Raw genomic sequence first — 26,082 nt, forward strand, 5'->3', positions numbered from 1 at the left:
ACTAAAATTTGAAATTATAGGTTACGGCGGGCACTACACCAAAGATAGAGGTACGTACGGCTTCATTGACGCCGGTATCTTGGTTACGGCTAAAGCTTATGGAGGCTGCATTTCTTCGGTTGTACACGTTGTAAATGCTGAACACCCATTCGCCCTGCCACTTTCGGTTCTTGTTTTTTCGTGGGGTAAGGGTAGCGGAAACGTCCATACGGTTGTAGGAGGGCAATCGTTCTTCGTTCCTTGGGCCATAGTAAGGTATGGTCAACCCTTGAAAGCTAAATTGGCCGATGGGGTAGTTGGTAGGTTGCCCGGTCTGAAATACAAAATTGGTATTGAAGTTCCATTTGTCATTCAGGTCGTAACTGGCATAGACCGATATGTCGTGGGTTTTGTCATACGGGGTGTTGTACCAGGCCCCGGAATTGATGCCCGATTCGGTAAAGGAAGTGCCGTCGGGCAATTGAACCGTCCTTCCAGGGGTTCTTTGTTCCGATTTCGATAGGGTATAGGCGAGCCAGCCCTGAAACCTGCCTTCGTTCTTTCGGAACAAAAACTCCAAACCATAGGCCCTTGCTTCCCCGTTAAGAATAACTTGCTCAATGGCATCGTTGGCAATTAAATTGGCCCCGTCGATATAATCGATTCGATTTTGTATATCCTTATAAAACAGTTCCGTTTCTACGGAATAATCACCTTCCTTTAAATTTTTAAAATAGCCTACGGCATATTGATCCAAAAGCTGGGGTTTTATAAATGGTCCGCTAGGTGTCCATACATCCAAGGGAGTAGGGGAGCTGGTATTTGAAAGAAGGTGTAGGTATTGGGCAAGGCGGGTGTAACTCGCCTTGAAAGAGCTGTTGTTGTTAAGGGTATAGGCCAGTGAAATACGGGGTTCGAAGTTATTGAAGGTAGCTAGGCTGCCACTTTTTTCAACACTGTAACTATCAATAGGCCGAGCTTCTTGGTACACGTTTAAAACCGGGTCAAAATTGACGGGATTATCATTAAAGTATACGTTGACTTCATCTTGGCCCAAACGGACAAAATTACTGAACCGTAAACCGTAGTTTAGGCTTAGGTTTTTGGTAAGGTCATGCTCAATATCGATGTAAGCGGCAAACTCGTTGGCGTATTTTTGGGTAAGCTGCTCTTCTACAATACCCGAATCGGCATTGCTAGGCTGTATTTTTCCGGGGTTAAAGCGGTAATAAATATTGTTGATTCCGTAATTGACTTGAAATTTGTCGTTGACATAATGTTTCAAATCGTATTTAATATTGAAATTTTCTATACCTGAATTCCAATCGAACCCGACAAAATCGAGCTTTAGCCCGTAGTAATAGTTAGAATAGATCAATGAAAGGTTAGAGAATAGTTTGTCGGAAAACAAGTGGTTCCATCTGAAATTCCCCACGGCGTTTCCATAAGTATTTACAAAGCTATCGCTAATGCCGAACACATCGCGACCAAAATAACCCGAAAGGAAGATACTGTTGTTGTCGTTGATGTTGTAACTCAGTTTGGTGTTCAGGTCGTAGAAGTAGGCCGAATTGTCTACGTCAAAAAGCGGGAGGAAAAGGTGGGCGTATGAAGCCCGACCTCCTACGAGAAAGGCGGCCTTGTCCTTTACGATAGGGCCTTCTACCAATAAGCGGCTTGCCACGGCGCCTATGCCTCCGTTGACTTTTATTTTTTTACTGTTGCCTTCTTTTTGGAAAATGTCAAGAACGGAAGAAAGCCTTCCTCCGTAACGCGCGGGGATTCCCCCTTTGTAAAGCTTGATGTCTTTTATGGCATCGGGATTAAAGACGGAGAAGAACCCGAATAAATGCGATGAGTTAAAGATGGTGGCCTCGTCCAACAAAATTAAGTTCTGGTCAACGGCACCGCCACGGACATTAAAGCCTGAGGCCCCTTCACCGGCATTGGTGACGCCCGGAAGCAGTAGAATGGATTTAATGACATCGGCTTCGCCCAAGATGACGGGAATCTTTTTTATAGTACCAACCGATAATGAGTTTACGCTCATCTGGGGTTTGCGAATATCCATTTTTTCGACATCTTCGGTAACGATTACCTCTTGCAGTTGTTCGGCACTTTCCTCTAAGGAAAAGTTCATTTTGCGGTCACTGTCCAGGGTAATAGTCTCCACTATATCCTGAAAGCCCAGATAGCTTACTTGTAACTTGTATTTGCCTTCGGGCAATGTAATGGAATAAAAACCATATTCATTGGTAGTGACACCGGTCTGGAGCTCGGGAAAAACTACGGTAACCCCGATGAGGGTTTCGTTACTGGAAGCTTCCGAAATGGTTCCGCTTAAGGTGTATCGCTGTTGGGCGAAGGTTGAAAAGGAAAAAAGTAATAAAACCGAGAAAACGACTTTGTTGAATGGGAGCATTTAAAGCACAATTTTTGATAAATGTAACCAGAAAAATAGCTGTAAGGAAAATGTTAACAGTATTTTAAAAAGAAAAGGCCCCTATTAACGTAGGGGCCTTTGTTAGTTGTTATGCTATTGAAATTACACTGTTTCCAATATAGCATTAAAAGTTTTACTAGGCCTCATGGCTTCTTCTACAAGAATGTCATCTGGCTTGTAATAGCCCCCGATGTTTTGCGGACTTCCCTGTGCCTGCATCAACTCATCAACGATCTTGGATTCTTCCGCTTGGATGCTTTCGAACACTTTTTTGAAAGTTGCTTGCAATTCTGGGTCTTCCGATTGGTTTGCCAAGGCTTCGGCCCAGTACATGGCTAGAAAGAAGTGGCTTCCCCTTGTGTCGATTTCCTTGACCTTTCTTGAAGGCGATTTATCGTTGACCAAGAATTTTTCGGTGGCGCTATCTAGGGCGTCCCCTAAAATTCGGGCTTTTTTGTTTTTGTTCTTTTCCCCGTAAAACTCTAGGGAAACCCCTAGTGCAAGAAATTCCCCAAGGGAATCCCATCGTAAATGGCCTTCTTCCAAAAATTGCTCTACGTGTTTTGGGGCAGATCCACCGGCACCGGTCTCAAAAAGTCCGCCACCGTTCATAAGGGGTACAATAGAAAGCATTTTGGCACTGGTACCTACTTCCAATATGGGGAAAAGGTCGGTTAAGTAATCCCTAAGAACGTTTCCGGAAACTGAAATGGTATCCTTGCCTTCCTTCATGCGTGCCAAGGTAAACTCGGTAGCTTCTTTAGGTGAAAGGATACGGATATCCAAACCAGTGGTATCGTGGTCGGGAAGGTAAGCCTTTACTTTTTTGATCAATTCTACATCATGTGCACGATTTTCATCTAACCAGAAAACGGCAGGGTCATTAGTGGCTCGGGCCCTTGATACCGCCAACTTGATCCAATCTTGGATAGGGGCATCTTTCACTTGGCACATACGCCAGATATCACCTTCTTCTACGGTGTGCTGTTCTAGAACTTCACCAGAATGGATGTCTACAACATTAACGACACCTGCGGCGCCAATTTCGAAAGTTTTGTCGTGAGACCCGTATTCTTCGGCTTTTTGTGCCATTAGGCCAACGTTGGGTACCGTACCCATGGTAGTCGGGTCAAAGGCTCCGTGTTTCTTGCAAAAATCTATGGTTGCAGAGTATATTTCGGCATAGCTGCTATCAGGTATAACCGCTTTGGTATCTTGAAGTTTGCCTTCGGCATTCCACATTTTTCCTGAATTACGGATCATGGCCGGCATAGAGGCATCGATGATAATATCGCTGGGAACGTGAAGGTTGGTAATGCCCTTGTCGGAATTTACCATAGCTAGGTCAGGACCCTCGTTTATGGTTTTTTCTATGTCTTTTTCAATGGCTTCCCTTTGGTCTGCAGGTAATTCATTGAGCTTAACGAACAAGTTTTCTAGTCCGTCATTGGCGCTAATACCCAAAGTTTTAAAGGTGTCTTCGTATTTTTTGAACACATCGGCAAAGAAAACCTCTACGGCATGGCCGAAAATAACAGGGTCGGAGACTTTCATCATCGTGGCCTTCATGTGGAGAGAAAACAGAACACCTTTATCTTTGGCATCTTGGATTTGCTCTTTAAGGAAGGCGACCAAGGCTTTTTTGCTCATTATGGTGGCATCGATGATCTCACCTTCCAAAAGGCTTAGCTTGTCTTTAAGAACAACCGTACCGCCATCGTTCTTTACCAATTCGATTCGTATATCGGTGGCTTTGGGAAGGGTCAATGATTTTTCATTGGCCTTAAAGTCCCCATGTTCCATTGTGGCCACATGGGTTTTTGAATCAGGACTCCAAGCTCCCATGGAGTGGGGGTTCTGCTTGGCGTAGTTTTTTACGGCTCTTGGGGCCCTACGGTCAGAGTTTCCTTCGCGGAGTACGGGGTTTACCGCACTACCTTTGATTTTGTCGTATCTCGACTTTATATCTTTTTCAGTTTCATTTGAAGGCTCGTCCGGATAATTTGGCAAGGCGTATCCTTTGTCTTGAAGTTCTTTGATAGCCTCGTTCAATTGAGGAACGGAAGCACTAATGTTCGGAAGTTTGATAATGTTCGCTTCCGGGCTTTTAGCTAGGGCTCCCAACTCTTCCAAGTCGTTCGCTATTCGTTGTTCTTCCTTTAAGAAATCGGGAAATGCCGCTATAATTCTTCCGGCCAAAGAAATGTCTTTGGTCTCTATGCCAATGTCGGCAGTTTTGGTAAAAGCTTTTACAATTGGAAGAAAAGATAGTGTAGCCAAAGCTGGCGCTTCGTCTGTTTTTGTGTAAAATATTTTGGACATGTAAGGAAAGGTTTAATTTAAAGCGGAGCAAATATACGATTTTATGTAATCTTGCGAGCAAAAGATAGGGGCTTGTTGTGGTATGGGCCTCTCTTAATCGTATTTTAACAAAAAGATTAAGAATTATGTAATAAAAGGACAAAACAAAAGCCATATCATTGTACGTGTACATTGACATGGCTTTTTAGAAATTGGTATTGCAAACTTTCTTCCCTGTTCTTTCGACAGATCGGCAACCATTGATTGCGTTCGCTTCACAATTTCAACGTTTGGGGTCTAATTGTACTACGGTTTGCGACCAAGCTACAATTGAAACACCCTTCTTGTTATTTACTCGCATGGCATCCTAAGTTTGGATCAGTGTCTTCCCTTCTGGATTATTACGATCACATTATCCGTGGTCAAAAGGCGACAGCCCTTTGAAGATATGCTCGTTTTGCTTATTGAACGTCTTTCGGTCTACGCCGATCGAATGTTCAAATATTCACAAAACCTAAACAACAATATAAAGAACGCTAACTCTATAACAATTTTAAAACCTCTCATTCGACAGAGCTGCTTTGTTATTGTTCTATAAATTTAGTAAAAAAGATTGCTCTGGCCTAAATATTTAACATATTTAAAATCAACATGTTATGAACCGAAGCTATTAACAATTGTTTATAACAAAAGAATCCCGCTATTGCGGGATTCTTAAAACATATGTTTTTCGGTTTAAGAACGGATCTCTTTGATACGTGCTTTTTTACCGGTAAGGCCTCTAAAGTAGAAGATACGAGCTCTACGTACTTTACCTCTTTTGTTCACTTCGATTTTTTGTAAGGCCGGCATGTTGATAGGGAAGATACGCTCAACACCTATAGTACCTGACATTTTACGGATGGTAAAGGTTTCGGTAGAACCAGAACCTCTTCTTTGGATTACGACGCCTCTAAAAAACTGCGTACGTGTTTTTTCACCTTCCTTGATTTCGTAGTATACCGTAATGGTATCACCAGCTGAAAATTCAGGAAATTCTTTTTTTGGAACAAACTCGTCTTCTACGAATTTTAATAATGCTTCCATGATATGGTTTTAATGATTATGTTATGGTCAACATTCACGATTTTCGTCAGAGGTTGATTTAACAGGGTGCAAAAATAGTCTATAAATTAGAATTTGCAATATATTTTACTGATTTTTTGTGGTATAGGGCAAAATGGCCTTATTTCAGCAAATCGGGGCGTAGTTTCTCCGTTCTTTTCTGGGCCTGGTCTTCGCGCCATTTTTCTATTTTGGGAAAGTTGCCGCTCAGTAGGATATCGGGTACTTTCATTCCTTTGTATTCCGATGGTCTGGTGTAAACCGGTGGCGCTAGAAGGTCGTCTTGAAAGGTGTCGGTTAGGGCAGAGGTTTCGTTGTTGAGTACGCCGGGAATTAACCGAATGACCGCATCACAAAGTATGGCGGCCCCCAATTCGCCTCCTGAAAGAACGTAATCTCCTATCGATATTTCCCGAGTGATAAAAGCATCGCGCACCCTTTGATCAACACCTTTATAATGGCCACATAAAATGATTACGTTGTTCAATAGCGATAATCCGTTGGCCATACGCTGGTTCAAGGTCTCCCCATCAGGAGTCATATAAATGACCTCGTCATAATCTCTTTCCGATTTCAGTTGGGAAATGCACTTGTCTATAGGTTCGATCATGAGTACCATACCTGCTCCACCTCCAAATTGATAATCATCTACCTGATTATAACTCTTGTCGGTATAGTCCCTTAAATTGTGCATATGCACTTCCACTAGGCCTTTTTCAACGGCCCGTTTCATAATAGATGCGCCAAAGGGACTTTCGAGCAATTCTGGTAAAACGGTTATGATGTCTATGCGCATTTTGATTTTTGAAATGAATTAGTGGGCAAAAGTAGTGAAAAGAGGGCGAATTTTTTTATCCAAACACCCTATGTCATTTTTGTACGGATTGACTTGGGCGATTCCCCAAGCTTAATGCTTGGTGCCTTTTGTAGCGAAAGGAGGGGAGGCTCAATAGGGCTTCCCACGGAAAAAGGGCCTTCTCCTTGATGGGATAGTTGGAAGTGCGCCGGCGAAAATCACTTGGCTTATTCCCCAAAAAAAAAAGCTCCGTGAGGAGCTTTTTTTTATTTCTGTTTTTTGTACTTATTGATTTCGTCTTGCAGTTGCCTGCTTATCTTTTGTTCTCTTTCGAGAGCACGACGTCTGTGATCTTCGTATTCCGTTTCCAGCTCGGCCAGATTGGTCTTGGCTTCTTGGGTTAGGTAGTTGCTGTTCCTGAACTTGTAGATAAAGAAAAGCAACAAGGCCAAAAGTGAAGCGATAACGGTCCAAAGAATACCGTTATAAGTACTTTTTGATACCATAATGCCTAAAAACGACATACTGTCTTTTTCTTCGGTTACCGCTGCAAGGTTATTGGTGGTCTCTTCCAATTTCTTGTTAAGTGAACCGATAGTAGATTCGTGCCCTGCAATGGTAGCTTTTAATTCAGCGGCCCGTTTATTGTAGCCACTAAGGGTATCCAACACGTTTTGACGTAGTTTGTCTAAGGAAATAGTACGAACGACTTCGTATTTTTTTCCGTCGGCCCTATAATTGCCCGATTTTGTGAATATATATTCAAACTGACTGTCTATGGGCCCTTTTTCAAGCGATAGCTCATCTTGCGCCCCAGTTTCTTCTTCTTGGGCGAATTGTAGGTTGAACGCCATTAAAGCGGTAATAAGTAAAAGTATTCTAAAACCTTTCATGTTGAAGTGAATCTTTGAATTAATGATTTAGAGGCGACTAAAGTAATCCAATAATATCAATTAATAAAAAAAATCAAGGATAAGGTTGGTATTCATTGAGAAATACCCCAATAATTGGGTAAAACGATATCCCTGTAACTGTTTAAAAATCAATAATAGGTGTAGCGTCTGACCTTGGCTATATATTTGGCCAAGCGAATCACTTGATGTGAGTATCCGTACTCGTTATCGTACCACACATATAATATGATGTTTTTTCCATTTGCACTGACGATGGTGGCATTGCTGTCGTAGATCGAAGGGGCGTTGGTGCCGACCACATCCGATGAAACCAGCTCTTTGCTTAGGGAGTACTTGATTTGTTCTACCAAATCGCCTTCAAGGGCGTATTTTTTTAGAATGGTGTTGATGCCTTCAACCGAGGTCTTGTTCTTGATCTCAAGGTTCAATATGGCCAAGGAACCATTGGGTACCGGTACACGTATGGCATTTGAGGTTAATTTGCCCTTTAATTGGGGTAGGGCCTTTGCCACGGCTTGGCCGGCGCCTGTTTCGGTAATGACCATATTCAATGCGGCGGCCCTGCCCCGTCGGTGCTTTTTGTGCATATTGTCGACCAAGTTTTGGTCGTTGGTGTAAGCGTGTATGGTCTCTAAGTGTCCTTTTACGATGCCCAGGCTGTCTTCTATGATGCTGAGTATGGGGGTGATGGCATTTGTTGTGCACGATGCGGCGGAAAAAATATCTATCGCGTCGGGGTCGTACATTTTATGGTTGACACCGTGTACAATATTGGGGACTTCCTTGCCCGGTGCGGTCAACAATACTTGGGAAGCCCCTTCGGCCTTTAAATGGCGTGAAAGTTCTTCCTTGTTCCTGAAGGCTCCCGTATTGTCAATGATTAGGGCGTTGTTGATGCCGTATTTCGTATAGTCTATTGATTCGGGACGGTTGGCCCTAATCATATATACCGTAGTTCCATTGATGATAAGGGCCTTGTTTTTGGCGTCGACTTCGACGGTGCCCGAAAATTTACCATGGATCGAATCGATACGGAGCAAATTCGCCCTTTTTTCCAATAAAGCCTCGTCTTGGGCGTCGCGGGTGACAATGGCCCTAAGTCGTAGTTGGTTGCCTTGGCCTGTTTTGGCCATCAGTTCACGGGCTAAAATTCGGCCTATCCTACCAAAACCATATAGCACGATGTCTTTGGGTTTAAAGGGAATGGCTTCATCGGCATCTTTGAGCTTGTTGTAAACAAAGGCTTTGATGTCGTCAAAATCATTGTTGTCGGAATGGTACTCGTAGGTCAATTTGCCGATATCAAGTTTGGCAGGAGGGAGCTTAATGTCGTTTATGGCCCGTAAGATTTCCGTCGAGTCGAAAATCGAGATCGGTTTTTGTACAAACTCCCCGGCGTATTCGTGCAAATTGATAATGTCGCTCACATTTTTGTCGATGACCTGGTTTTTGAAAAGCACGATTTCTATGGTCTTGTCATACCAAAGGTCGCTGACAAGTTTAATGAATTCCGTAGTAGCCTTTCTTCTGTCCGCTTGAAAGGCCAATTCTTTTTCATAAGAGGCGTTTGATTTCATCTGTTGGGTTGAGTTATATTTTTGGTGTAAAACTAGTTATTTTGTGTCATTTAGAACAGATTAAAACAAAAAAACGCCCTCAAAAAGGGCGTTTGTAAATTGAATATTCTAATGGATTATTGAAATATGAGGCGTTCCCTTTCTCCTTTTTCATTAACCATGGTAATACTTGTTCTTCCGTATCTCGAAATACTTCCAAATAGGGCGCGGGCTTCTTCGATATCGTTGATTTCATTGTCGTTTACCGATAATAGTACCTTGTTTTCAAGACCGTTTCCTCTATAGGTTTCAGGTACGCCGACTACTTTTACTCCTTTTTTGGTTTTGAATTTTTTCATGTCTTCCTTGGTGAGGTTTTTGACTTCAAGGCCCATGACGGGAACAATTACCGTTTGTCTTTTCTTAAGTACCACCGGTACCGTAAATATTTCCCCATCTCTGTCAATCGTAAGTTCTACGGTATCTTCGGGGCGTTTTGCGGATAGGTAACCTGTAAGGTCGGCAAATTTGCGAACTTTGATTTCATCTATTTTTTTGATGATGTCACCTTCTTGAAGTTCGGCTTCCTCGGCGCCGGTTCCTTCTTCCACACCTGATACATAAACCCCTTCTATTTCATTAAGGCCGTTTTCAATGGCGTAAGGCGTATTTACGTTTAAGGCCGAAATACCTAGTATCCCTTTTTGAACGTTACCGTATTCAAGAATATCGTCGACAACCTTTTTTGCAATATTGCTGGGTACCGCAAATGAATATCCAACATAACTTCCGGTTTGTGAGGTGATTGCAGTATTGATTCCAACAAGGTCCCCATTGGTGTTCACTAGGGCGCCGCCACTGTTACCAGGGTTTACTGCGGCATCGGTTTGAATAAACGATTGATTTCTTCCTAAGTCACGGGCCTTGGCGCTAACGATACCTGCGGTAACCGTAGATGTAAGGTTAAAGGGGTTGCCAACGGCCAAAACCCATTCTCCGATCTTTACATGGTCGGAATCCCCAAAAGCTAAGTAAGGCAGGTTCTTTCCGGCATCTATTTTGATCAGGGCAATGTCTGAATTAGGGTCGGTTCCTACTAGCTCGGCATCGTAGGTCTTGTTGTTGTTCAGGGTCACCTGTAACTTGGTAGCTTTGCTAATAACGTGATTGTTGGTCACGATATATCCGTCTTGAGAGATGATTACACCTGATCCCGTGCCTACTTGTGGTCTTTGGTTTCCTCCGCTTCCGTAGAAAAAATCCATAAAACTATGAGGGGTCCTGTCTATGGTTACGTTCTTGACGTGAACTACGGCGTTTACCGTGGTTTCGGCCGCGACCGTAAAATCGACTTCGTTGATTCCGGAGCCCTTCGGCGAGGTAGGGGTTAAACTTGTATTGAAAACCGACTCCCCTTCGTTGTGGGAGATAACGGCGTAATTAGTATTCTCAAAAAATAGTTTGTAGCTGCCCAAGGTAATTGCTCCAGCAATCAGGGCGATAAAAAAGGTACTGGCAATTTTCTTCATTTTATTGTGTTTTAATCTTTTGATATGTTAAAATTAGTCGTTTTTAAAGAGTATTAAATTTGCTTTAACTACTTTTTAACTGCCAAATAAATCTTAATCCAAAGAAATACAGGCCTATAACTACTGCATTGTCCCGTTCATTTCAAAGATGATAAAACCCTATATTTGTGCCTTTAAATATACGTATGACACTCAAATTTTTCAAATATCAGGGCACAGGGAATGATTTTGTAATGATAGACAACCGACAGTTGTTGTTTCCCAAAAATGATACCAAACTCGTAGCGCGTTTGTGTGATCGAAAGTTTGGCATAGGGGCGGACGGTCTTATCCTATTGGAGAATGACGAACTGACAGATTTTCGGATGGTCTACTACAATGCCGATGGAAACGAAGGAAGTCTTTGTGGTAACGGAGGTCGTTGTACGGTGGCTTTTGCGAAGTTTCTGGGGGTTATCGATAAAGAGACCTTGTTCAATGCGGCCGATGGTAAGCATCGGGCAACAGTTGAAGGCGGTATCGTTAGCTTGCAAATGCAAGATGTTTCAGAAATAAAGGAAAAACCCGATTACGTCTTTTTGGATACCGGCTCACCGCATCACGTGCAGATGGTAGATGATATTAAGGATTTTCAAGTCTTTAAGGAAGGAAAGAAATTAAGGTATGGCCTTTACGGGCAAATCGGTAGCAATATCAATTTTGTAGAGGGGCTAAATGATGCCGGTTTTGCCGTAAGAACTTACGAACGGGGCGTTGAAGACGAGACCTTGTCGTGTGGTACGGGCGTTACCGCGGTGGCCATTGCCATGCATCGTGCGGGAAAGGTTGCTACCGATACCGTCAAGATACAGACACAAGGGGGCGAACTTCAGGTGAAGCTCGAAGAGCGGAATGGAGTGTATCAAAACATTCACTTGATCGGTCCTGCCGAACAGGTGTTCAAAGGAGAGATAGAATGTTGAGTCTTGTAGGGGAACATGTAAGTTTAAGGGCCCTCGAGCCAGAAGACCTTGATTTTCTGTACAAATTGGAGAACAATCCGGAAATATGGGAAATCAGCGGAACGGTTACCCCATATTCAAAACACGTCTTAAAACTTTATTTAGATAATGCCTATCGCGATATATACGATGTAAAACAGTTGCGTCTTTGTATCTGCAACCAAGACGATCTGGCCATCGGTTTTATAGACCTCTTCGATTTTGACCCCAAAAATGGCAGGGCCGGCGTAGGTATCGTTGTTCTTGATAAAGGGGATAGGAATAAGGGGATAGGTTCCGAGGCCTTACAGCTACTTTGTGACTATGCCTTCGGGACGTTGGCTTTGCATCAGTTGTACGCTAATGTGATGGAAGGGAACGATGCTAGTATCCATTTGTTCAAAAAAATGGGATTTAAAGAAGTGGGCTTGAAAAAAGATTGGATTTTTTCCGAAGGAGGATATAAAAATGAAATTTTGTTCCAAAAAATAAACGCTTAATGTATATCAGACGAATTCTTTTGATCATAGTGCTTGCCGGTCTTGTTGGCGGGGGAGTTTTTGCGTATAAGGTCTATAACGCCGTATTTAGCCCGAATACAAGCTTTAATAATGAAAAGGCATATGTGTTCGTTCCGTCGGATGCCAGTTTTGGCGATGTAAAGGAGCTTGTGGAGCCCCTTTTGAAAAATCCCGAATCATTTGAGCAAATCGCTATCCGCAAAGGGTATGCGGCCAATGTAAAAGGGGGGAAGTATGCTATTGTAAAAGGAATGAACAACAATGATATCGTTAATTCCTTACGCAGCAAAAACGTTCCGGTAAGGGTGGCCTTTAACAATCAGGAAACCATTGCCGATTTGGCGGGAAGAATAGCCATGCAGATCGAGCCCGATAGTTTGACCTTGTTGGAAGCTTTTACGGATGAGGCATTTTTAAAAGCGAACGGTTTTGGCGAAGAAACGCGATTGGCCATGTATATCCCCAACAGCTATGAGTTCTTTTGGAATTCTTCCGCTGAAGAATTTCGCGATCGTATGCTTAAGGAATATAGGCGCTTTTGGACGGAAGAACGCTTGGCCAAGGCCAAAAAATTGGGACTTTCGCCTGAAGAAGTGATAACATTGGCTTCGGTAGTGCACAAGGAAACCGCAAAAGTAGACGAGCGACCACGTGTGGCAGGGGTGTACCTGAACCGATTGCAAAGAGGAATTTTATTACAGGCCGATCCTACCGTAATATATGCGTTAAAAAAGCATACGGGTAATTTTAAGGCGGTTATCAAGAGGGTTTTGTACAAAGACCTTGAGTTGGATTCGCCTTACAATACCTATAAATATGCGGGCCTACCTCCCGGCCCCATTGCTATGCCCGACATTTCCGCCATTGATGCCGTACTCAATCCTGAAAAGCACGACTATCTGTATTTTGTGGCTAACGTAGAGAATTTCGGTTACCATAAGTTTGCGAAAACTCTGGCCCAACACAACCGAAATAAGGCACAATATGTCCAGTGGATCAATTCACAAAAGATAAAAAGGTAGGTATTTTGTCCATTGTTTATGACTTGTTAACTAAATATGGGTTTTTTTAACAAAGCCTTCTAGGTTCAAACTTTAATTCAGGCTTATCTTTGCCCTTCGAAATCTAAGCAGGTTATTTTTTTCGTAAGTCTTAGGAAATTTAATGTATGAGAAAGTGGCTAAGTTTTACAAGCCCCCTGATCATTACCTTTATTTTATTGAGTTTCGGTTTTGAACCTAAAGAGGTGAAAGTGCCCGAAACCCTTAAAGTAACTCAACCTACTGAGGTTTTGTTCCCCAAAAACAAAACCGTTAATAGCTCGATATTATTGGCTCCGCCCTTTTTGGGGAGTTCGTATATCGGCTTTAAAGAAGCTCTTGCGTTCAAAGAATCGCAAGGGAATTATTTTACAACGAATACTCTAGGGTATTTGGGAAAATACCAATTTGGTATCGGTACCTTACAGCTTATGGGTGTTTATAACGCAACACGTTTCTTGAACGATCCAGTGTTGCAAGAACGGGCTTTTCACACGAATATAGCCCGTAACAAATGGATTCTGCGAAGAGATATCGCACGTTTCGTTGGAAAACGAATAGGTGGGGTAGAGATAACGGAATCGGGAATGTTGGCCGCGGCGCATTTGGCCGGAGCAGGAAACGTTAAGAAATACTTGCGTTCTTGGGGGGCTTTTGATGTGTCGGACAGTTATGGCACGACCATAGCGGAATACATGAAAAAGTTTTCGGGCTATGATATTTCCCATGTTTCCCCTAAACGTAACCCTAAAGTATAACATCTTATCTTTAAGATCTAATGTACATATGAAGATGAGCAGGCCCCAATAGTACTATTGGGGTTTGTTTTTTTTATACCTTTTACGTATTTGTGTGTATTCGCCTTTTTTTTTAAAGAAGTCTTTCAGTCGCCTCGCTATACGTTGGTGTTTGATGGAAGTTGAGCCTCTGCGGGAAGCCTATTCTTCTTCTGCTTGTATTGTTGCTTCAAACTTTAGTAGTTCGGTATAGGGGTTTCCGTTTAATCCCAAGAGTTTGGCGAATGCGGGTTCTGTTTTTAATCCCCCCGATTTGAGGCTTCTTATTTCGGCCCTAAATTCAGGGCCTTTCGAGTTTAAGATTTTGTCTTCAATTACCATATGTCGGTAAGCATTCTGTTTTTCGGTGGGTATGTGTTGTCCGAAAATCTCAATTTCAAAAGTATCGGTCTTGAACTTTGCGGTTGTAGATTGAATTTGGTTTTCCTTATATGATTTTAATTCAAAATCGGTTTTCTTACCAAATAGGGATAAAAGTTCTGCGGAAAATTCTCTGTGGTTTTTGCACTCGCAAATAATATCTAAATCACTTTCGGGCACGTCGATATCAATAGGAACCGTTCCTGTTAAGATGGGATTGTACTTTTTAAGTTTTTCGAAAATATTCAGTTCCTTAAGCTCTTTGTAGGCTTGGTTTTGCCTTTTGTTGCCAAGTTTCAGGTATTCGATATTTTTAAAACGATTCATTTATTAAATGGGTATTGGTTTGTGGGCTACAGTTATATAATAAATGCAATTTAAGGGTATGGCCTTTTATTCAAATCTAAGGAATATTCCTTTTCATTGAAATTGCGGCGTATTGCCTTGGGCTTCCGTAATATTCTTAAAAATGATACAGATAGGAAAGTTTACCCTTGGATAATAAAAATAGCGGGCCGCTTGTGAAGGGGTTCCACTTTGGTCCGTTTCCAGTCGGCAACGGTCTTGGTGAGGATGTATTCCGTAGGAAGGGTGACATCGCAAGCGATACATACCCTCGTGTTGGGGTGTAGTGTTTTGAGCAACTCGGCAAAAAGCTTGTCGTTTCTATAGGGGGTTTCTATAAATAGCTGTGATTGTCCGTAGTCTTTTGAAAGTTTTTCCAATCGTTTGATGGCACTTTTGCGCTCTGGGGCATCTATGGGCAAATAGCCGTTAAAGGCAAAACTCTGCCCGTTCATTCCACTGGCCATAAGGGCTAGTACGATAGAGGAGGGGCCGACTAAAGGCACTACCTGAATGTTTTTTTCGTGAGCGATCTTTACGACTTCCGCTCCTGGGTCGGCAATGCCGGGGCAGCCTGCTTCGGATAAGATTCCGGTATGAAAGCCTTCTAGGCAGGGCCGTAAAAAGCTGGGTATTTCTTCAATCTGGGTGTATTTATTCAATACCGATAAATGAAGGTCCGGCTGTGATTTCCGAGGGCTGATCTTTTTAATGAAGCGTCTGGCCGTTTTTTCGTTTTCAACAATATAATGGTCAATTTGTTCGATCGCCTGTTTTATGGAAATAGGTAAGACCTCTAAGGGTTCGTTATCGCCAAGCGTAGTGGGTATGAGATATAACTTTCCCTGGTTCTCGATTCTGTTGGCCATAATTGTGATTGCATTAGAGTTTTTTGGCGATAGACGTACAAGCTTTGTCAATAAGGTGAAATACCTTGTCAAATCCATTGTCGTCCCAATACGGGTCGGGTACTTCAATAACGGGCAATTCCACTTCCGTAAGCAACAATTTCACTTTTTCGGCTTCCTCTTGGGTATCGGCCAAGTTTAAAATGTTATTGAGGTTGCTACGGTCCATAGCATAAATTACGTCAAATTTTTTAAAGTCCGATTTCTGGAATTGGCGACAGCGCTGATTTTCGATGTTCAGTCCGTATTTTCGGGCAACCGCTATGGATCTAGGGTCGGGGGCGTTACCAATATGGTAACCTCCGGTTCCTGCAGAATCGACAAAGACCTTTTTAGGGTCGACTTTGCTTTGAAGAATACCTTCGGCCAATGGCGACCTGCAAATATTGCCAAGGCAGACCATTAAAACTTTGGTTTCCATAAGGGATTAAGAGAATTTCTTGGTAAGGTCTTCGATGTATTTTCTGAACTGCTTGTCGGTTTCAGCCAAGTTATCGACCGTTTTACAGGCGTGTAGTACGGTGGCGTGGTCTCTTTTTCCGATTTGCGAGCCAATGCTGGCCAATGAGGCTTTGGTGAATTTCTTCGCAAAGAACATGGCAAGCTGTCTTGCTTGTACGATATGTCGCTTTCGCGTTTTCGACTGAAGTGTGGCGACATCCATTTCAAAATAATCGGAAACTACTTTTTGAATGTAGTCTATGGATACTTCGCGCTTGGTGTTCTTTACGAACTTTTCGACTACCTGTTGTGCCAATTCTAGGGTCACCTCCTTTTTGTTGAAAGAAGATTGGGCTATTAACGATATAATGGCGCCTTCCAATTCGCGAATATTGCTCTTGATATGCTTGGCTACATAATCGATAATATCGTCGGGCATTTCAACACCGTCTCTATACAGTTTGTTCTTTAGTATGGAAATTCGTGTTTCGTAATCGGGATTCTGAAGCTCTGCCGATAGGCCCCACTTGAAACGGGACAATAGGCGTTGCTCGATATCCTGCATATCTACGGGGGCCTTGTCAGAGGTTAGGATAACCTGCTTCCCGTTTTGGTGCAAATGATTGAAAATATGGAAGAAGACATCTTGTGTTCCCGATTTTCCGCTCAAGAACTGAACGTCGTCGATGATGAGCACGTCTATCAATTGGTAGAAGTGGATAAAATCGTTTCGGGTGTTCTTCTTTACCGATTCAATATATTGTTGTGTGAACTTTTCGGCTGAAATATACAGCACGGTACGCTCAGGGTATTTGTCCTTGATCTCAACTCCAATGGCATGGGCCAAGTGGGTTTTTCCTAAACCTACTCCGCCAAAGACCAATAAGGGGTTAAACGAGGTTCCTCCAGGTTTGTTGGCGACGGCCATACCGGCAGATCTGGCCAAACGGTTAGAGTCTCCTTCCAAAAAGTTATCAAAGTTATAGTTGGGGTTGAGCTGCGATTCGATCTTAATATTTCGAATGCCTGGAATTACAAAAGGATTCTTTAGCTCTGGGTTTTTTGATTTTATCGGAACGTCCATTTCCTGAGGCGTCATGTTCGCCCTGTTGGAACTGGGTATCTTTTCGGTAAAAGGTTCCTTGTTGCCATAGGTGTTTTCCATTCTAATGATGTACACCAATTTTGCGGTCTCACCTAATTCTTTGGTGAGTGCAACTTTTAACAACTTGACATAGTGTTCTTCTAACCATTCGTAAAAGAATTTACTAGGTACCTGAATGCTCAGTGCATTGTCAGATAACTTAACCGGTTTGATAGGTTCAAACCAAGTTTTGAATGCCTGCGGTTGAATGTTGTCTTTGATAAAGGTCAAACAATTGTTCCATACGGAAATAGCAGTAACACCCATTTTAAAGTTTATCTTATTTTTGTTGGTTAGTGATTTCGTAAGTCGGCGGAAAGTCTAGAGGATAATCCGTACTTTCTCGGTAGGCAAATATGTGAACAAAAAAACTAAAAAAAAAATCTAACCCTATTGAATTTACCCTTTTTTTTTCGCATGTTCAAAGGCAATAAATCGAAATCGTTTAAAGATATAATTTTTACATGATAATATATGTATTTTAACAAAATTTCTTTCCGAGTACGTTATGCGGAGACGGATCAAATGGGAGTGGTGTATCACGGGAATTATGCGCAATACTTGGAGATGGGAAGGGTCGAGTGGTTACGTGATACTGGTATTTCCTACAAAAAAATGGAAGAAAACGGTATTATGCTGCCAGTTGTTTCCTTGTCGCTCAACTACAGAAAATCGGCCTTTTATGATGAGCTGATCAGCGTTGAAACGAGGCTCAAAAAAACGCCTTCCGTCAAGATAGAATTTGACTATAAAATTTACAATGAACAACAGGAAATTCTTGTTGAGGCAAGCACCGTTTTGGCATTCATGGACATGAAGACGAAACGCCCTATTCGGTGTCCGAAATACCTCTTGGAACTCATAGAAAAAAGAGAAAAAAAGTAAGTTGTTTTTCCTCGTTTTTGTAAAAATTTGGCATATCGAATTAACGGTTCGGCATGAGCTGCCCCTGCTAAACAATAAGCTTGTAGTCTTATGTTAGTTCAACTCCGTAAATTCCTACAAAAATCTCTTTTACTTGTGCGACATCTTGCTTTCTGACCGAAATCACCAGTTCGCATTGCATTTCCATTTTTTGGGAGACAATCTGCAGGTTTTTTTGTTTTATGACTCTCATGACCACATCCATTTGGGCGTATTCAAATTTGAGCTTGAACTGTTCCTGTACTATTTTTTGTATAATATCAGCGTTTTCCAAAGCCATTTTTGCCGCGGTCTTATAGGCACTTATCAATCCGCCTACGCCTAACTTGGTGCCTCCGAAAATACGGGCAACGGCTACCAGGGTATTGGTTACCTCAAAAGATTGTATTTGTCCGTATATGGGCATGCCGGCCGAATTATTGGGCTCCCCGTCGTCGTTGGCGCGATAGCTCAATTGTTCAATACCTATTTGCCAGGCATAACAGACGTGGTTGGCCGTGTGGTGCTTTTTCTTTAGGGATTCGATTATGGGCTTTACCTCTGCTTCGGTTTCTATGGGATGGGCATAGCCGTAAAACTTGCTTTTCTTTTCTTTGAACAGGACTTCTTCTGAGGGCTTTCCGAGGGTCTTGTATGTATCGTTTGTGTTCTCCATTAGCCAAAAGCTACTAATATGATGCTGGTTATGGCCAGGGCAATACCGCTCCAGTTCTTGGGACTTATCTTTTCCTTGAACAAAATAATTCCCAAAATGGTGGTGAACATGACTATGGCCACATTGTTTATTGTAAATATCGATGCGCTGTTGAGTGTGTCGTTCTGTAGCGCTTTTAATAAAAAGAAAATTGAAAAATAATTGACCACCCCTAGGCTTATGCCGCCCAATAAGGTGTTCAGGTTGAATTGAGAACGAAGGTCCGCCATCTTATAAATGGTGACCAAAAGGCCTATACAGGCTGCCGAACCAAAAACGGTCGCCGAAAAAAGGGGGTAGTCTTCTTCTTTGATGTGTACTTCTTGAATGTATTTTAAACTGGTGTCGATAATGCCCGAACCCAAGAATACCAAAGCGGGTAGGAGTAGGGCTGTTTTTTTGAACTTTCTTACCGGTTCTTTTATAGAGGTAAAATAGACGGCGGCAAGGGCCAGTACTATTCCGGCAACTTTAAGTGGTCCCAGTTCTTCACCATAAACCAGAATGCCGAAAATAACCGGTAGAACAAAAGACATTTTAGTAGCTACGGAGGTAACGGAAACCCCTACTTTTTGAGAGGCGGCGGCCATTAGGTTAAAGACGGCTATAAATAGGATGCCTAAGATAAACGTGCCCAAAAACCAAGGTTTTTGTGGTATTTCAGATAGGTTGGTCTCACCTTGGTAGCGGGTAAGTCCTACTCCACAGGCTACAAAATAATTGGTGACAATGGCAAATAGTGTATTGACCTTGAAGCGGGTGTATAGCTTGAAGATAATAAAGATGAGGCTCGAGGCCAGTATGCTCAGGGCAAGTGAGGTCATCTTAAAGTTTCGGTTTCAATTGTACGATATCTTCTTTTCCTACTTGAATGTTCCAGCAGTTGATCCCTATTTTTTCGGCGGCTTCGGTGTTTTCCTTGGTGTCGTCTATAAAAAAGGTCTCCTCGGCCTTGAGTCCGTTTTCGTCTAAAACGAACTGGTAGATCTCGGTATTCGGTTTTCTCAACTTGATTTCGTGGGAAAGATAAAATTTTTCAAAGGCATTTTTAAACCGATAGTATCTGTCCGAACCCATTTTTTGCTCTACATGCGTAATGTGCAGGGCATTGGTATTGCTCAATAGGAAAAGACGGTACTCATCTTCTTTGGCCAGTTGTTCTATAAATTCTAGACGTTCTTCCGGAAAATCGAGCAACATCGAATTCCATATGTTCTTGATTTCCGAAGCACTTGCCTTGGGGTATTGGGACTGAAGCCGGGCAATGAATTCTTCCGTAGATATGCCTCCGATTTCATACATATTGTTTAGCTCGGCCATTTCAGGGGTCAGGTCAATAGTTCCCCCAAACCTTTCCATCTCCCGGAATATAATGCCCTTATCTAAATTGATGAATACATCGCCAAAGTCAAAAATAATGTTCTTAATCATTGCTGTATACTTTTAAGGTGTCGCTGCCGATCCGCCTTGTGTTGATAATTTCACCCGTAAACTTAGGTGCTGGGAGCCCTGTTTTAAAATGCGTGCTGCCGATAAAGATACGGGCCTCGTTCCATAAACCGGAATCAATAAAGCTTTGTAGGGTTTGGCTGCCGCCTTCTATCAGAACACTGGTGATATTTTCTTGGTAGAGGATATGGCATAACTGTTCGACGATGCTTCCGTTAAAATCAAGATGCAGATACCTTATGTTTTTTTTCGATTCAATAGTTTTGGTCGTATCGGTTAAAACCAAGGTGGGCGTGCTTCCGTCCATTAGGTGAAAAGTCCTGTCGATTTTTAGGTTACGGTCAAGTACGATACGTATCGGATTTTTGCCCGTGTACGAGCGGACGTCTAGTTTAGGATTGTCTTCCAGTGCGGTATTTGTTCCTACCAATATGCTTTGCTCTTCGCTTCGCCATTTATGGACCAATTGTCGCGAATAGGGGTTGGTAATCCAATAGGGTTCGGGCTTGGTGTTACGCGCTTCTTTTTTTGGGGCGATAAAACCATCCGCTGTCTGGGCCCATTTCAGTATAATATAAGGACGTTTTTTTTCTTGGAAGCTCAGAAAGCGACGGTGGTGTCTACGGCATTCTATCTCCAAACACCCGCTAATGACCTCGATGCCCGCCTTTTTTAGTTTTTCTATACCCTTTCCGGCCACTTTCGAATGGGGGTCTATTAGTCCGATAACGACTTTGGGTATGCCGTGTTTCACGATTAGGTCGGCGCAGGGCGGGGTTTTTCCGTGATGCGAACAGGGTTCAAGGGTCACGTAAATGGTAGCCCGCTTAAGAAGGGCTTTGTCCTTTACTGAGTTTATGGCGTTCACTTCGGCATGTGGTCCTCCGTAGGGACTGGTATAACCTTCGCCGATAATTTGATCCTTGTAAACAATTACCGCGCCCACCATAGGGTTCGGGGCGGTCGTTCCCAAGCCGTTCTTCGCTATTTCCAAACAGCGGAGCATATAGCTTTCATCCGTTGAAAAAGTATTTTTTGCTAGGGGTTTGTTGTTTGACATGGGCTTTGTTCGTGGAATTTTAGACACTTAACATACGCACATTTCTACGTATCTTCACGCTGTAAAAATAGAATTTTATTTATTGGTAATGGGGGCAGTGAACATCCGGAACATTAGAAAAGGGGACAACGGGCAGGTGGCCGCACTGATTCGCAAGGTTTTAGTGGATTTAGGGGCTCCTAAGGTGGGTACGGCTTATGCCGATGTTACCTTGGATAGTATGTTCGAGAATTACGATCGCCCAAGGGCCGCGTATTTTGTGGTAGAGGAAAATGACAAGATATTAGGCTGCGCCGGGGTGGCCCAATTGGATAATTGTGAGGATAATATCTGTGAACTTCAGAAAATGTACTTTTTGGAGGAGGCCCGAGGGCGCGGAATCGGTTCAAAAATGCTGCAGATATGTTTGGAAAAGGCCCGGGAATTTAATTTTGAGATGGTCTACCTTGAAACCATGCCCTATATGAAGGCGGCCCAAAAGCTTTATGAAAAAATGGGCTTTGAATACATTGACGAACCCATGGGCGATACGGGGCATTATTCATGTCCTGTATATATGCTCGCTAAATTGTAATGTTGACGTAAGAAAGGAATGGTCTTAAAAGAAATAAAGCATATTTACCACAAAGAGTTAGACGGCCTATACCCCAAAGAGGAAGTAGATAGCTTCTTTTATCTGTTGATCGAACATTATCTTCAATTGCAACGCTTCGTTCTGGCCATACGGCCGAATTTGACCTTGACAAAAGAAGAGGAACAACCTCTTTTTGAGGCTTTGTCCGAACTCAGGCTGCAACGTCCCGTTCAATATATTATAGGAAAGACAAGTTTTATGGATCTCGATTTCGAGGTCGATGAAAAGGTACTTATTCCTAGGCCTGAAACCGAAGAGTTGGTGCGTTGGGTCGTAGGTGAGGCAAGAGGGGGCTTGACTAGCGAAAAACGAAAATTACGGATTTTAGACATCGGAACGGGTAGTGGGTGTATTGCTATTTCCTTGGCCAAACTATTGCCTGAAGCCGAGGTTCATGCCTTGGACGTTTCGGGGGAAGCCTTGGAAATGGCTAAACGAAATGCTAGGTCAAACTCGGTAGAGCTCAGATTTATCCATGCCGATATCTTGAATTATGACGGACGGCCCGGGGGATATGATATTATAGTCTCTAATCCACCCTATGTGAGAGAGCTTGAAAAACGGGAGATGCAGAAAAACGTTTTGGAGTACGAACCGGACTTGGCGTTGTTTGTCTCCGATGAAAACCCACTGGTTTTTTATGATGCTATAAGCAAGTTTGCCCAGCACAACCTTGTGGAAAAGGGGAAGCTTTTTTTTGAAATCAACCAATATTTGGCAAAAGAAACGGCAGCACTTTTGCGGGAGCATAATTTTTTAGAAATTGAGGTCCGAAAAGATATATTCGGAAATGACCGTATGACAAAGGGAGTCTTGGGATAATGTCATTCCGAAAATCCTAGGAAAGCCCAAAATAAGATTACAGAAACACTGAGCTATACAATGCAGATAAAAGAACAAATAGAGGCCCTTCGGCAAGAATTGCGAGAGCATAACCACAATTATTATGTGCTTGATAATCCCACTATATCCGATTATGAGTTCGATATCAAATTAAAGGAATTACAGGCGCTTGAGGCCCAGTATCCCGAGTTTTACGATGCAAGTTCACCAACCTTGCGCGTAGGGGGTGCGGTTACCAAAAATTTTGAGACCGTAGTACATAACGAGCGGATGTACTCGCTCGACAACTCGTATTCAAAGGAAGACTTAGAGGACTGGGAAAAACGCATGCAGCGTATCTTGGGCGATACCCAAGTGGAATTTGTGTGTGAACTGAAGTACGACGGGGCGTCTATCAGTATTACCTACGAAGAGGGTAAATTGGTAAGGGCGGTAACACGCGGCGATGGTTTTCAGGGTGATGATGTAACTACCAACGTAAAGACCATAAAGTCCGTACCACTTCAATTAAAGGGCGATTACCCTTCCAAGTTCGATATTCGCGGAGAAATTGTTTTGCCTTTTGAAGGTTTCGCACAAATGAATGCCGAACGTGTCGAGAATGGGGAGGACCCCTATATGAACCCTAGAAATACGGCTTCGGGAAGTTTGAAGCTGCAAGATAGTGCAGCGGTCGCCCAAAGGCCTTTAGATTGCTTGTTGTACAGTATTGTAGGGCAAGACACCGGAATAGCTTCGCAGTGGCAGATGCTCGAAAAAGCAAGGGAGTGGGGATTTAAAGTCCCTGAAGTGGCCAAACTTTGCCGTTCAACCGATGAAGTGATGGCCTTTGTGAATCAATGGGATTCCCAGCGCCACGACCTGCCCTATGAAACGGATGGGGTAGTGGTGAAGGTCAATAGTATCCAGCATCAAGAAGAGTTGGGCTTTACCTCAAAATCCCCTCGTTGGGCCATGGCCTATAAATTTAAGGCTGAGCAGGTTTCTACCCTCTTGAACGAAATCACCTATCAGGTCGGCCGCACGGGGTCCATTACGCCCGTGGCCAATCTAGAGCCCGTGCTTTTGGCGGGCACTACCGTAAAAAGGGCTTCGTTGCACAATGCCGACCAGATTGCCAAATTCGATATCCGTGAAGGGGATACGGTTTTTGTGGAAAAAGGAGGGGAGATCATCCCTAAAATCGTTGGTGTGGATTTTACCAAAAGACCAAAAGATTCAAAACCAACCGAATATATTACCCATTGTCCCGAGTGTCATGAGGAGCTGGTGAGAACCGAAGGCGACGCCAAACACTACTGTGTAAACTACTATGGTTGCCCTCCCCAAATTACAGGGCGAATTCAACATTTTATTTCCCGAAAGGCCATGGATATTGAAGGGCTGGGGAGTGAAACGGTAGAACTGCTATATAAGGAAGGCCTAATCGAAAATTATGCGGACCTGTATACTTTGACCAAAGAACAGGTCTTGCCTTTGGAACGCATGGCCGAGAAATCTGCCGAGAATTTGGTCAAAGGTGTGGCCGATTCGGTAAAGATTCCCTTTGAACGCGTTCTTTTTGCCTTGGGGATTCGTTTTGTAGGGGAGACCGTGGCCAAGAAATTGGCAAGGGCGTATAAAAATATAGATGCCTTAATGGAGGCCTCTGTAGAAAGTTTGGTTTCCGTAGACGAGATCGGTGAACGTATCGCAAATTCAGTGGTGGAGTTTTTCAGTAATGAGGCCAACCGTGAAATTATAGACCGATTGAAGGCCTATGGATTGCAATTTTCCCTTTCCGAAGAACAGTTGGAAAACCAGACGGATAAATTAAAAGGACTCACCATTGTGGTTTCCGGGGTCTTCGAGACGGTCAGCCGAGACGAACTCAAGAAGATAATCGAAGCTAATGGGGGCAAGGTCGGGTCGAGCATATCGTCAAAGACCGCTTATTTGGTCGCGGGCGATAAAATGGGGCCTAGTAAACGAACGAAAGCGGAATCTTTGAACGTGCCCATCGTTACCGAAGGGGAGTTCTTGAGTATGGTGCAATAGCTTATGGTTTTTCTCGCTCTTCCGTATTCCTTAGGAAACAGTAGTGTGTTCCTTTGTGCCTAATGTTCGATAGCTGCAGAAATGAAGCGTTAGAAGTAAAACCGTACCGAATATGTATTCCGCAAAATAAGTGTTGCTTCCCAGTCCCAAGTACGGGTAGTAGATAAAACAAAACGCAAAGTTGGCGGCCGTAAGGCATGTGAATAGGAGGAGTGTTCGCCAATTTTTTAAAAAGCCGATATAACCGTTTTTTGTGAACAGGGGGCTGATGTCCTTGCCGAAAAGTTGCATGAACATGGGCCAAATGAAGAGGAGGGGTAAGGCAAATAGGCGTGATTCCCTTGCAAATGCCGTCAAAAAAACAATAGGCGTATTGAAGGCTAGGGTCAAAAGAAAGGCGGAAACAAATTTGTTCTCCCAGTGAAGCCTATCCTGTCTGTGTAGATAGAAATAGGTGAAATAAAGAAACGGCCCTAGGGTAATCAAAATAGATACGACCGATTCTACACTGTTTTGTACACTCTCTATATTTTCGAGAAAACACGAATACCGGCTCGCCATTTCAATGTGGGTGGCGTGGAGCAGACTTTGTTGGTGTATGAAAATAACAATATAACAACCGTAGAGAAAAACGGGAAGCAATAGGTATAGGCCTTTTTTTTTGAATCGTTCGATTAAGGTTTGGGGCGGGTTATTTTCCGTTCCCGGGAAGAACAACACCAATGCGGGCCATAGCAAAATACTGGTTTCTCGGGCGACAAGGGCTAAGGTGAACAGGCTTACGAATGCGAACCACCTACGGCCGACAAAAGCCATAATGGCCGTTAAAAGGAAGCAGTACTGCAAAGGTTCGTCGTAAGTGAATACAGGGGGGAAAAAGGCGAACAAGACCGAAAACGATGCAAAAAACACCAACATATTTATTATCCCCTGCTTTTTTGTGGCCTTAAGAATAAGGGAGAGCCTATAGGTCAAGGCGCCACTAAGGCCTAGTAATAAAAAATTGACCAAAATAAATGCGTGACCGGCCTTGAACTTGAATACGGACTGTGCGGTTTCAATTAGCAAAGTAGTCAAAGGTCGTCGGGCAAAAGGCGCGATTTCTTTGTGGTAATTGATCTGTGAACGTAAGAAAACGTGTGAGATGCGGGTGTTGTTCTCGTTGAGCATGCTGTCCACACTAGGTAGCATATGAATGCCAAAAATGACTACCGTACAGAGTAGTGCCAACACGTAGGGCATTGGTCTCCAGAGAACTAAGCTTCGTAATAGTTGAACCATTA

General features: G+C 43.1%; 24 protein-coding genes. 8 read left to right on the forward strand and 16 right to left on the reverse strand.

Features of this window, described 5'->3' with window-relative positions:
• Position 1: 1 nt before the first annotated feature.
• From B4Q04_RS13425 to B4Q04_RS13455, 7 genes are all read right to left on the reverse strand, one after another.
• Complete coding sequence (locus B4Q04_RS13425; RefSeq protein WP_013991402.1) at positions 2-2,401, reverse strand: TonB-dependent receptor; 2,400 nt, start codon at positions 2,399-2,401, stop codon at positions 2-4.
• Positions 2,402-2,524: 123 nt separating this feature from the next.
• Positions 2,525-4,744 (reverse strand): NADP-dependent isocitrate dehydrogenase, encoded by a 2,220-nt coding sequence (locus B4Q04_RS13430; protein WP_088697097.1) that lies wholly within the window; start codon positions 4,742-4,744, stop codon positions 2,525-2,527.
• A gap of 714 nt (positions 4,745-5,458) precedes the next feature.
• Positions 5,459-5,809 carry a 50S ribosomal protein L19 gene (gene rplS / locus B4Q04_RS13435; protein ID WP_013991399.1) on the reverse strand — a complete coding sequence of 117 codons (351 nt, stop codon included), beginning with the start codon at positions 5,807-5,809 and terminating at the stop codon, positions 5,459-5,461.
• 139 nt (positions 5,810-5,948) lie between these two features.
• A complete protein-coding gene (gene trmD / locus B4Q04_RS13440; RefSeq protein WP_013991398.1) occupies positions 5,949-6,623 on the reverse strand; it encodes a tRNA (guanosine(37)-N1)-methyltransferase TrmD in 675 nt (224 codons plus the stop codon).
• A 266-nt stretch (positions 6,624-6,889) separates the two neighbouring features.
• Positions 6,890-7,516 carry a hypothetical protein gene (locus tag B4Q04_RS13445; protein WP_013991397.1) on the reverse strand — a complete coding sequence of 209 codons (627 nt, stop codon included), beginning with the start codon at positions 7,514-7,516 and terminating at the stop codon, positions 6,890-6,892.
• Between the two features lie 149 nt (positions 7,517-7,665).
• Positions 7,666-9,114, reverse strand: a complete 1,449-nt coding sequence (locus B4Q04_RS13450; protein WP_088697098.1) for a glyceraldehyde-3-phosphate dehydrogenase — start codon at positions 9,112-9,114, stop codon at positions 7,666-7,668.
• A gap of 116 nt (positions 9,115-9,230) precedes the next feature.
• A complete protein-coding gene (locus tag B4Q04_RS13455; RefSeq protein ID WP_013991394.1) occupies positions 9,231-10,622 on the reverse strand; it encodes a S1C family serine protease in 1,392 nt (463 codons plus the stop codon).
• A 185-nt stretch (positions 10,623-10,807) separates the two neighbouring features.
• On the opposite strand from B4Q04_RS13455, the gene dapF reads away from it, so the two are divergent.
• From dapF to B4Q04_RS13475, 4 genes are all read left to right on the forward strand, one after another.
• On the forward strand, positions 10,808-11,584 hold the full coding sequence (gene dapF / locus B4Q04_RS13460; protein ID WP_088697099.1) for a diaminopimelate epimerase: 777 nt from the start codon (positions 10,808-10,810) through the stop codon (positions 11,582-11,584).
• Entirely contained in the window at positions 11,578-12,102 is a 525-nt protein-coding gene (locus tag B4Q04_RS13465; protein ID WP_088697100.1) for a GNAT family N-acetyltransferase, read from the forward strand. The genes dapF and B4Q04_RS13465 overlap by 7 nt, the downstream gene beginning before the upstream one ends.
• A complete protein-coding gene (mltG, locus tag B4Q04_RS13470; RefSeq protein WP_013991391.1) occupies positions 12,102-13,145 on the forward strand; it encodes an endolytic transglycosylase MltG in 1,044 nt (347 codons plus the stop codon). The genes B4Q04_RS13465 and mltG overlap by 1 nt, the downstream gene beginning before the upstream one ends.
• Before the next feature lie 146 nt (positions 13,146-13,291).
• Positions 13,292-13,921, forward strand: a complete 630-nt coding sequence (locus B4Q04_RS13475) for a hypothetical protein (RefSeq protein WP_013991390.1) — start codon at positions 13,292-13,294, stop codon at positions 13,919-13,921.
• 180 nt (positions 13,922-14,101) lie between these two features.
• On the opposite strand, the gene B4Q04_RS13480 is transcribed toward B4Q04_RS13475, so the two are convergent.
• The 4 genes from B4Q04_RS13480 to dnaA all read right to left on the reverse strand — a co-directional run bounded on the left by B4Q04_RS13480 (position 14,102) and on the right by dnaA (position 17,425).
• A complete protein-coding gene (locus tag B4Q04_RS13480; RefSeq protein WP_013991389.1) occupies positions 14,102-14,647 on the reverse strand; it encodes a DUF4269 domain-containing protein in 546 nt (181 codons plus the stop codon).
• A 161-nt stretch (positions 14,648-14,808) separates the two neighbouring features.
• Positions 14,809-15,534: an SAM-dependent methyltransferase gene (locus B4Q04_RS13485; protein WP_088697101.1), complete on the reverse strand. Its 726-nt coding sequence runs from the start codon at positions 15,532-15,534 to the stop codon at positions 14,809-14,811.
• Between the two features lie 13 nt (positions 15,535-15,547).
• Positions 15,548-15,994 carry a low molecular weight protein-tyrosine-phosphatase gene (locus tag B4Q04_RS13490; protein WP_013991387.1) on the reverse strand — a complete coding sequence of 149 codons (447 nt, stop codon included), beginning with the start codon at positions 15,992-15,994 and terminating at the stop codon, positions 15,548-15,550.
• Positions 15,995-16,000: 6 nt separating this feature from the next.
• Positions 16,001-17,425 (reverse strand): chromosomal replication initiator protein DnaA, encoded by a 1,425-nt coding sequence (dnaA, locus tag B4Q04_RS13495; RefSeq protein WP_013991386.1) that lies wholly within the window; start codon positions 17,423-17,425, stop codon positions 16,001-16,003.
• 207 nt (positions 17,426-17,632) lie between these two features.
• Here dnaA and B4Q04_RS13500 point away from each other — a divergent pair, with 207 nt between their 5' ends.
• Positions 17,633-18,043, forward strand: a complete 411-nt coding sequence (locus B4Q04_RS13500) for an acyl-CoA thioesterase (protein WP_046287659.1) — start codon at positions 17,633-17,635, stop codon at positions 18,041-18,043.
• 88 nt (positions 18,044-18,131) lie between these two features.
• On the opposite strand, the gene B4Q04_RS13505 is transcribed toward B4Q04_RS13500, so the two are convergent.
• From B4Q04_RS13505 to ribD, 4 genes are read right to left on the reverse strand one after another with little or no spacing between them, the layout of a single operon-like run.
• A complete protein-coding gene (locus B4Q04_RS13505) occupies positions 18,132-18,737 on the reverse strand; it encodes an IMPACT family protein (protein ID WP_088697102.1) in 606 nt (201 codons plus the stop codon).
• Positions 18,737-19,600, reverse strand: coding sequence for an EamA family transporter (locus B4Q04_RS13510; protein WP_013996103.1), 864 nt, complete (start codon positions 19,598-19,600; stop codon positions 18,737-18,739). Before B4Q04_RS13510 ends, B4Q04_RS13505 begins: the two co-directional genes overlap by 1 nt.
• Before the next feature lies 1 nt (position 19,601).
• A complete protein-coding gene (locus tag B4Q04_RS13515; protein WP_013996102.1) occupies positions 19,602-20,207 on the reverse strand; it encodes an HAD family hydrolase in 606 nt (201 codons plus the stop codon).
• Positions 20,200-21,285 (reverse strand): bifunctional diaminohydroxyphosphoribosylaminopyrimidine deaminase/5-amino-6-(5-phosphoribosylamino)uracil reductase RibD, encoded by a 1,086-nt coding sequence (ribD, locus tag B4Q04_RS13520; RefSeq protein ID WP_013996101.1) that lies wholly within the window; start codon positions 21,283-21,285, stop codon positions 20,200-20,202. Before ribD ends, B4Q04_RS13515 begins: the two co-directional genes overlap by 8 nt.
• 88 nt (positions 21,286-21,373) lie before the next feature.
• On the opposite strand from ribD, the gene B4Q04_RS13525 reads away from it, so the two are divergent.
• The 3 genes from B4Q04_RS13525 to ligA are packed head-to-tail and all read left to right on the forward strand — an operon-like array spanning position 21,374 to position 24,799.
• Positions 21,374-21,859: a GNAT family N-acetyltransferase gene (locus tag B4Q04_RS13525; RefSeq protein ID WP_046287657.1), complete on the forward strand. Its 486-nt coding sequence runs from the start codon at positions 21,374-21,376 to the stop codon at positions 21,857-21,859.
• 18 nt (positions 21,860-21,877) lie between these two features.
• The gene (prmC, locus tag B4Q04_RS13530; protein ID WP_088697103.1) at positions 21,878-22,741 is read left to right on the forward strand and encodes a peptide chain release factor N(5)-glutamine methyltransferase; all 864 of its coding nucleotides are present in this window, start codon (positions 21,878-21,880) and stop codon (positions 22,739-22,741) included.
• 60 nt (positions 22,742-22,801) lie between these two features.
• Positions 22,802-24,799 carry an NAD-dependent DNA ligase LigA gene (gene ligA / locus B4Q04_RS13535; RefSeq protein ID WP_088697104.1) on the forward strand — a complete coding sequence of 666 codons (1,998 nt, stop codon included), beginning with the start codon at positions 22,802-22,804 and terminating at the stop codon, positions 24,797-24,799.
• Between the two features lie 30 nt (positions 24,800-24,829).
• On the opposite strand, the gene B4Q04_RS13540 is transcribed toward ligA, so the two are convergent.
• The gene (locus B4Q04_RS13540; protein ID WP_013996097.1) at positions 24,830-26,080 is read right to left on the reverse strand and encodes a hypothetical protein; all 1,251 of its coding nucleotides are present in this window, start codon (positions 26,078-26,080) and stop codon (positions 24,830-24,832) included.
• Between the last annotated feature and the right edge of the window lie 2 nt (positions 26,081-26,082).

Source organism: Zobellia sp. OII3 (assembly GCF_002211465.1).
GTDB lineage: Bacteria > Bacteroidota > Bacteroidia > Flavobacteriales > Flavobacteriaceae > Zobellia > Zobellia galactanivorans.

What these genes read in the sequence shown, in the direction of transcription:
- ribD (WP_013996101.1), bottom strand. Translation starts at nt 21,285, where the DNA reads ATGTCAAACAACAAACCCCTAGCAAAAAATACTTTTTCAACGGATGAA.
- B4Q04_RS13465 (WP_088697100.1), top strand. Translation starts at nt 11,578, where the DNA reads ATGTTGAGTCTTGTAGGGGAACATGTAAGTTTAAGGGCCCTCGAGCCA.
- B4Q04_RS13425 (WP_013991402.1), bottom strand. Translation starts at nt 2,401, where the DNA reads ATGCTCCCATTCAACAAAGTCGTTTTCTCGGTTTTATTACTTTTTTCC.
- B4Q04_RS13480 (WP_013991389.1), bottom strand. Translation starts at nt 14,647, where the DNA reads ATGAATCGTTTTAAAAATATCGAATACCTGAAACTTGGCAACAAAAGG.
- B4Q04_RS13475 (WP_013991390.1), top strand. Translation starts at nt 13,292, where the DNA reads ATGAGAAAGTGGCTAAGTTTTACAAGCCCCCTGATCATTACCTTTATT.
- dnaA (WP_013991386.1), bottom strand. Translation starts at nt 17,425, where the DNA reads ATGGGTGTTACTGCTATTTCCGTATGGAACAATTGTTTGACCTTTATC.
- B4Q04_RS13510 (WP_013996103.1), bottom strand. Translation starts at nt 19,600, where the DNA reads ATGACCTCACTTGCCCTGAGCATACTGGCCTCGAGCCTCATCTTTATT.
- B4Q04_RS13500 (WP_046287659.1), top strand. Translation starts at nt 17,633, where the DNA reads ATGTATTTTAACAAAATTTCTTTCCGAGTACGTTATGCGGAGACGGAT.
- B4Q04_RS13455 (WP_013991394.1), bottom strand. Translation starts at nt 10,622, where the DNA reads ATGAAGAAAATTGCCAGTACCTTTTTTATCGCCCTGATTGCTGGAGCA.
- B4Q04_RS13505 (WP_088697102.1), bottom strand. Translation starts at nt 18,737, where the DNA reads ATGGAGAACACAAACGATACATACAAGACCCTCGGAAAGCCCTCAGAA.
- B4Q04_RS13450 (WP_088697098.1), bottom strand. Translation starts at nt 9,114, where the DNA reads ATGAAATCAAACGCCTCTTATGAAAAAGAATTGGCCTTTCAAGCGGAC.
- B4Q04_RS13515 (WP_013996102.1), bottom strand. Translation starts at nt 20,207, where the DNA reads ATGATTAAGAACATTATTTTTGACTTTGGCGATGTATTCATCAATTTA.
- prmC (WP_088697103.1), top strand. Translation starts at nt 21,878, where the DNA reads ATGGTCTTAAAAGAAATAAAGCATATTTACCACAAAGAGTTAGACGGC.
- B4Q04_RS13430 (WP_088697097.1), bottom strand. Translation starts at nt 4,744, where the DNA reads ATGTCCAAAATATTTTACACAAAAACAGACGAAGCGCCAGCTTTGGCT.
- B4Q04_RS13540 (WP_013996097.1), bottom strand. Translation starts at nt 26,080, where the DNA reads ATGGTTCAACTATTACGAAGCTTAGTTCTCTGGAGACCAATGCCCTAC.
- rplS (WP_013991399.1), bottom strand. Translation starts at nt 5,809, where the DNA reads ATGGAAGCATTATTAAAATTCGTAGAAGACGAGTTTGTTCCAAAAAAA.
- B4Q04_RS13490 (WP_013991387.1), bottom strand. Translation starts at nt 15,994, where the DNA reads ATGGAAACCAAAGTTTTAATGGTCTGCCTTGGCAATATTTGCAGGTCG.
- B4Q04_RS13485 (WP_088697101.1), bottom strand. Translation starts at nt 15,534, where the DNA reads ATGGCCAACAGAATCGAGAACCAGGGAAAGTTATATCTCATACCCACT.
- ligA (WP_088697104.1), top strand. Translation starts at nt 22,802, where the DNA reads ATGCAGATAAAAGAACAAATAGAGGCCCTTCGGCAAGAATTGCGAGAG.
- B4Q04_RS13525 (WP_046287657.1), top strand. Translation starts at nt 21,374, where the DNA reads ATGGGGGCAGTGAACATCCGGAACATTAGAAAAGGGGACAACGGGCAG.
- trmD (WP_013991398.1), bottom strand. Translation starts at nt 6,623, where the DNA reads ATGCGCATAGACATCATAACCGTTTTACCAGAATTGCTCGAAAGTCCC.
- mltG (WP_013991391.1), top strand. Translation starts at nt 12,102, where the DNA reads ATGTATATCAGACGAATTCTTTTGATCATAGTGCTTGCCGGTCTTGTT.
- B4Q04_RS13445 (WP_013991397.1), bottom strand. Translation starts at nt 7,516, where the DNA reads ATGAAAGGTTTTAGAATACTTTTACTTATTACCGCTTTAATGGCGTTC.
- dapF (WP_088697099.1), top strand. Translation starts at nt 10,808, where the DNA reads ATGACACTCAAATTTTTCAAATATCAGGGCACAGGGAATGATTTTGTA.